General features: G+C 36.7%; 2 protein-coding genes. Both read right to left on the bottom strand.

Translation table 11 applies throughout. The annotated features are described in order from the left end of the window. Positions 1–205: 205 nt before the first annotated feature. A complete protein-coding gene (locus ACKI67_RS07645; protein WP_407462892.1) occupies positions 206–1,450 on the bottom strand; it encodes a Coenzyme F420 hydrogenase/dehydrogenase, beta subunit C-terminal domain in 1,245 nt (414 codons plus the stop codon). Positions 1,451–1,472: 22 nt separating this feature from the next. Next, entirely contained in the window at positions 1,473–3,524 is a 2,052-nt protein-coding gene (gene fdhF, locus ACKI67_RS07640; protein ID WP_407462891.1) for a formate dehydrogenase subunit alpha, read from the bottom strand. Between the last annotated feature and the right edge of the window lie 343 nt (positions 3,525–3,867).

Below are 3,867 nucleotides of genomic sequence, written 5' to 3'. Positions count from 1 at the left end.
AATTTAAATAATTTAAAAAATAGTTTTCATTGAGTAATGAGTGAATAAGAGGTGACTATTTTAAAAATTATTAAATTAAAAAGGAGAATAAAAATAGAAAATTGTAAAACGAATATAATAAGCGAAATGCTCATTACAAAGTTTTACAACAACTAAAATTTATTCTATATACCATATACTAAATTTTGTTTTGGAGTTTCTCTACTTAGATTAATTTCCATAAATCTTCTAATAACAAAGTAGAGTATCCTTTGTAGGATTTTTCTCCGAATTCAGTGAATGGTAATGGAGCTTCGTTGTCCACACCACTGTAGTATCCGAATACATCTCTGACTTTTTGGTTTACAGTAGCCCATACTTTGGATACTGGAATTTCACAAGGACATACTTCGGAACATTGACCACAGTTGGTACATGCGTCTACCATGTGCACCATACGAGTTAAGTGGAAGAATGGAGCTGCAGGAGTGTATCCACCAGGTACCCATTCAGGACCTTCAGCTTCGAGACAGCAGTCTTCACAGAAACAGAGAGGACATGCTTCACGGCAACCGTAACATTTCATACATTTGGAGAATTCTTCTTTGTATTCTGCAAATACTTCTAAGATGTCACCAGAGGTTCCAGCAAAGTCGATTTCTCTTTGTTTCATAGCTTGTTTTACCATGATGTTGTCGATGTTAGCACGGATTTCTACACCTTTTTCAAGTGGTTCTTGAGCTACGATTACTCCAGCATCAATTACTTTCTTGAAGATTTCTGCACCTTTTTCAGAGCAAATTTCTACAAAGGTTGCTTTTCCTGCTAAATCACCAATAACTCCCCAGTTACCTAAAGCTAAATCAGCGTTGGTAGGGATGTTCATGGTACATCTTTGACAGTTTTCTCTTCTACCCATTCCGTCTTTTTCGAGTTCATCAATGGAAATAGCTTTTTCACCATCAGCGGTTTCCATGATGAGTTTTCCTTTGGAAATTTCTTCTTTGATGACGTCTGCTGGGTCTAATTCGTAAACATCACGAATCATTTTCATGGTTGGTACAGGTGGCATGGTACCTCCACAGTTTACACCAATCATGATAACGTTTTCTTCGATAACTTTTCGTTTTCTCATTAACTCTTTTAATGTCATTGCATCACATGGTTTACATGTAACAGCAATTTTCATATCTCTTGCACCGTCTAAGTATTTGGATACGAATTTTGCTAAGTTTAATGTACCACAGTGAAGGGATCCTGCAGATTTGATAACATCTGCTGGGTCAGTGATGAGAATAGGTTTAGCGTCGTATAAGTCAGCTGCTTCTTCTACAGCAACAACAGCATCAACAATACCTTCTTCGAGTAAGTATTTCATGATGGTAGTAACTGCTCCACCGTATTCCCCTTTGTCTTTAATTTCATCATTAGCAGAGTATGCATAAAATAAATCATTTACACTAATAGCCATATTAATCTACTCCTTATTCACCTTATAATTTTTCTACTTGAATAGCACAAGCTTTTAATTCAACCATCTTACATTTAGGGTCGAAAGAATCGGAGTTGGTTAACATGTTAGCTGCACATTCGGTAAAGTGCATAGGAATGTTTACAATACCTTTCTTAATGTCGTCAGTTACACGAGCAGGAATTTCAATTTCTCCTCTTCTAGAGTATGCTTTTACTATTTCATTGTTAAGAATTCCTCTTTCTGCTGCATCTTCAGTGTTGATTTCGATGAATCCAGTAGGTACTTCCTTATCTAAGGTTTCACATCTTCTGGTCATTGCAGCGTGATAGTGGAACAAGATACGGGTAGTAGTTAAGAGTAATGGATATTTATCATCAACAACTTCGACAGGACCTCTGTGTTCTAATGCTTGGAATACTCCTAAACCATCTGGGTGAGCGAATTTGTCTTTGTGCATTAAAGGTTCACAAGGATCTTCTGGGTCGAGACATGGCCAGTGTACACCTTCAGGTTTGAGTAATCTTTCGTGGGTAATACCGTAGTAGGAAGGAGCGAGTTCTCTGATTTCTTCCCAAATTTCAGCAGCATTTTCGTAGTGGAATAATTCTCTTGGTCTGCCCATTCTTACAGCAATTTCTTCCATTATCTTCCAGTCAAGCATAGTACCTTTAGGTGGTTCTTGAGCTTTACGTAACCATTGAACTCTTCTTTCACCAGAAGTGAAGGTACCTTCTTGTTCACCCCAACCTGCAGCAGGTAATACTACATCTGCTTCAGCAGCGGTATCGGTCATGAACAATTCTTGAACGATTAACATTTCTAAGTTTGCAATTGCTTCTTTGGTGTGTTTAATATCTGCATCGGAGAGTACAGGGTCTTCCCCGTGGATGTATAATACTTTTAAGTCACCAGAGTGAGCAGCGTTCATCATTTCGACTAAGGTTAAACCAGGAGTGGTTGGCAAGTCGATTTGGTAAGCTTCTGAGAATTTTTTGGTAATTTCAGGGTTTGCAACTTTTTGGTAACCTACATAGTCAGAAGGTAATGCACCCATATCACAAGCACCTTGTACGTTGTTTTGTCCTCTTAATGGGTTTACTCCTCCACCGATTTTACCTAAGTTACCGGTTAACATTGCTAAGTTAGCAGTGGACATTACGTTGTCTGCACCGTGAGAGTGTTCGGTAATACCTAAGGAGTATACAATAGCTGCGTTTTCAGCTTTAGCATATTCGATAGCTACACGTTTAATTTGTTCAGGGTCAGCTTCAGTAATATCAGCTACTCTTTCAAGGTCGTATTTCATTGCAACTTCTTTCATTTCTTCGTAACCTTTGGTTCTCTCTGCAATGAACTCATCATCTTGCAAGTCGTTTTCAATGATGATTTTGATCATACCGTTCATTAATGCTACGTCAGTACCGGTTTTGAATTGCATGTATTCGTGAGCTAATTTTGCAGTAGGAGTGTATCTTGGGTCTGCTACTACTAATTTAGCACCGTTTTTAATAGCTCTGATAATTTTACGACCGAATAATGGGTGTGCTTCCATGTTGTTAGAACCAATACAGAAGATGAAATCAGCTTCTTCAATACTGTCATAACCGTTGGTGGATGCACCTGAACCGAAGGTGGTTGCAAGACCAGCTACAGTAGGACCGTGACAGATACGTGCACAGTGGTCTACGTTTTGAGTACCACATCCAGCTCTTGCTAATTTTTGGGTAATGTAAATGTTTTCGTTAGGAGATCTAGCACATGCGTAGAAACCTAATTTGTTAGGGTCAGTGTCAGCATATTTTTTAAGTGTGCTAGCTACTAAGTCTAAAGCTTCATCCCAGGAAGCTTCTCTGAATTCACCATTTTCTTTGATTAACGGAGTAGTTAATCTGTCTGGGTGGTTAATGAATTGCCATCCAAAGTTACCTTTTGGACATACTTTTCCTTCATTAACAGGGTGTCTTTTCCATGGTTCGACACCAATGATTTTTCCATCTTTGACTACAAAGTTGATACCACAACCGGTACCACAGTAAGGACAAATAGATGGTACATATTTTATCTCAACCATTTTATAATCTCCATAATAAAATCAAGGTTTTATTTTTTGTTTTAGTTCACATATTGGCAAATTCAATTATTGACTAACAAATGAAACTTTTAATAATTATATATTTATTAAGACTTTGATTATTGTGAATTGTGTCAGATATTGTGAATTGTGTCTTTTTAAATTATTAATAAATAACTTATTAAAACTTTTTAGGATTATTGTGAATTGTGTCAGATATTGTGAATTGTGTCTATTGTTATAATCCAATAAAAGATTTGACAATAATATCGAAGTACATAAATAATATAATATTATATTATCATGAAAGTGAATTTAGACCTTTAAAAAATCTAAAAGTGAA

The organism is Methanobrevibacter sp. (genome assembly GCF_045577275.1).
Lineage (GTDB): Archaea > Methanobacteriota > Methanobacteria > Methanobacteriales > Methanobacteriaceae > Methanobrevibacter.
This window is presented reverse-complemented; position numbering and strand designations above follow the sequence as displayed.